Source organism: Nonomuraea sp. NPDC003214, from assembly GCF_053590035.1.
Map to the genome: position 1 here is coordinate 1 of NZ_JBSFSX010000042.1, position 2,450 is coordinate 2,450.

General features: G+C 69.9%; 3 protein-coding genes. All 3 read right to left on the reverse strand.

Features of this window, described 5'->3' with window-relative positions; all coding sequences use genetic code 11:
• Nucleotides 1-132: 132 nt before the first annotated feature.
• On the reverse strand, nt 133-882 hold the full coding sequence (locus tag ACWDXC_RS45200; RefSeq protein ID WP_219514900.1) for an IclR family transcriptional regulator: 750 nt from the start codon (nt 880-882) through the stop codon (nt 133-135).
• 64 nt (nt 883-946) lie between these two features.
• The gene (locus tag ACWDXC_RS45205; RefSeq protein ID WP_219514902.1) at nt 947-1,396 is read right to left on the reverse strand and encodes an Lrp/AsnC family transcriptional regulator; all 450 of its coding nucleotides are present in this window, start codon (nt 1,394-1,396) and stop codon (nt 947-949) included.
• Nucleotides 1,397-1,419: 23 nt separating this feature from the next.
• Nucleotides 1,420-2,013, reverse strand: coding sequence for a GTP-binding protein (locus ACWDXC_RS45210; RefSeq protein WP_219514903.1), 594 nt, complete (start codon nt 2,011-2,013; stop codon nt 1,420-1,422).
• Nucleotides 2,014-2,450 lie beyond the last annotated feature (437 nt).

Sequence of the window (2,450 nt, forward strand, 5' to 3'; positions counted from 1 at the left end):
GCACCGGCTGGACGTGGTGCCCTGGTCGATGGCGGCGACGTACTCCACGGCTTCCTCACTTCTCACATGTTCGGCATTGCCGAACGCCTGGCTTGCGATCCTAGTCTGGGCCCGACGGGTGGTGTCAACCGGTCATCGGCTCAGGTCCCGGGTGATGGCCCGTGCGGCGTCGCGCACGTAGGACACCAGGTCACGGCGCGGCTCGCCGTCCTCGGCCAGCCGTTCGACGGCTCCGCGCACGCCGATCGCGCCCACGGTGACGGCGCGGCGGTCGCGGATCGGGGCGGCGATCGACACCTCGCCCTCGACCAGCTCCTCCAGGTCGGCGGCCCAGCCCCGGCCGCGCACCAGCTCCAGCTCCTTGGCCAGCGCGTCGGCGGTGACCAGGGTGGCGGGCGTGTGCGCGGTCAGCGGCTCCCCCGCGCTCTCCCCGTACGGGTCGTAGGCGAGCAGGACCTTGCCCAGGGCGGTCGCGTGCGCGGGCAGCAGGGTGCCGACCTGCAGGACCTGCATGCTGTCGTCGGGCCGGAACACGTGGTGCACGACCAGGACCCCGCCCTCGTGCAGGGTGCCGATCCACACGCTCTCGCGGCTGCGCCCGGCGAGCGCGTCGGCCCAGTTGAGCGAGCGGGTGCGCAGCTCGTTGACGTCGAGGTAGCTGCTGCCGAGGTGCAGCAGGGTGCCGCCGAGCCGGTAGCGGCCGGTGGTGGCGTCCTGCTCGACGAACCCGACGTGCACGAGCGTGCGCAGGATGCCGTGCAGGGTGCCCTTGGGCAGCTCCATCGCGCGGGCGAGCTCGGCCACCCCCAGCTCGCGCGGACCGGAGGCCAGCAGGCGCAGGATGCCTGCGGCGCGCTCGACGGACTGGATGGTGTCTCCCACGCCCCACACCCTACATCGCGTTCGGCATTGCCGAACAGTGGGGGGGCCGAACTCTTCGGGCCGGCTATCCGGCGGGCGCCTCGGGGGCGCGGTGCTCGTACGGGGTGCTCAGGACGACCGTGGTGCGGGTGGAGACGTTGGCGGCGGCGCGGATCTGCTGGAGCAGCTCCTCCAGCGCGACCGGGGAGGCGACGCGCACCTTGAGGATGTAGCTCTCGTCACCCGCGACGCTGTGGCACGCCTCGATCGCGGTCAGGTGGGCCAGGCGCTCCGGCGCGTCGTCGGGCGCGGCCGGGTCGATCGGCTTGATCGACACGAACGCGGTCATCGGCAGCCCGACGGCGTCGTAGTCGACGATCGCGGCGTAGCCGCGCAGCACGCCGCGCTTCTCCAGGCGGCGCACCCGCTGGTGCACGGCCGACACCGACAGGCCGGTCTCCCTGGCGAGGTCGGTGAAGCTCATCCGGCCGTCGCCGGCCAGCAGCGTGACGATCCTGCGATCGATCTCCTCCATCGGTCAAAAATATCCGGTCATGGTCACGACAACGTCCCGACCGGCGAGGCGCCCATGCGCATCGCGTGCTCGACGAGCGTGACGAGCACGTCCCGGCTGGAGTCGCGCCGGCGGGCGTCGCAGCGCACGATCGGCACGCCCGGCTCCAGGCCGAGCGCCTGGCGCACCTCGCCGACGGTGAACGGGCGGGCCCCGTCGAAGCAGTTGAGCGCCACGACGAACGGCTGGCGGCGCTTCTCGAAGTAGTCGATGGCCGGGAAGCAGTCGGCCAGGCGGCGGGTGTCGGCCAGCACGACCGCGCCGAGCGCGCCCATGGCCAGGTCGTCCCAGACGAAGAAGAAGCGCTCCTGGCCGGGCGTGCCGAACAGGTAGAGCATGTAGTCGCCGCGGATCGTGATGCGGCCGAAGTCCATCGCCACGGTGGTGGTCGGCTTGAACTCGACGCCGTACAGGTCGTCGACGTGCACGCCGACGTGGGTGAGCGCCTCCTCGGTGCGCAGCGTGCGGGTCTCCGACACGGCGCCCACCATCGTGGTCTTGCCCGCGCCGAAGCCTCCCGCGATCAGGATCTTGATCGGGGTCGGCAGCCGCCAGTGATCAAAGCGACCGAAATCCATCCAGCACCGCCTGTACGTCCCTCCGCGGTCGCGCCACGGCCGCATTCCCTCCTGCGGCGCCGTGGTCAGCGACCCCTGTCAAGGCGTCGGGAAAGGTTGATCCACTTGCCTGGCATCGAGACACCCTAGCAATGCCACAAATTCCACTCAAGCCGCATAGGACCCCAGAAATCAATATGTCATCGTTTGTCGCTTATTGCGACTTTTGGGGGCATGGGGAATGCGGGGCAGTAAAGCGGGTTGTCATGATATCTGACCTGACAGTTAGTCGTGTCGGGCATAGCCCGAAATATTGTGAAAACCCGCACTGAAGCCCATTTGTCGCCATAAGTAGTCGGCCGCGTGCGGACTGCTCCCCCGCAGCCGCTCGATCAGCTCGCCCGCCTCGCCCGCCAGGTCCGCCATCGCGTCGGTCACCTCGCCGGAGGTGACGCCGA

What these genes read in the sequence shown, in the direction of transcription:
- ACWDXC_RS45205 (WP_219514902.1), bottom strand. Translation starts at nt 1,396, where the DNA reads ATGGAGGAGATCGATCGCAGGATCGTCACGCTGCTGGCCGGCGACGGC.
- ACWDXC_RS45210 (WP_219514903.1), bottom strand. Translation starts at nt 2,013, where the DNA reads ATGGATTTCGGTCGCTTTGATCACTGGCGGCTGCCGACCCCGATCAAG.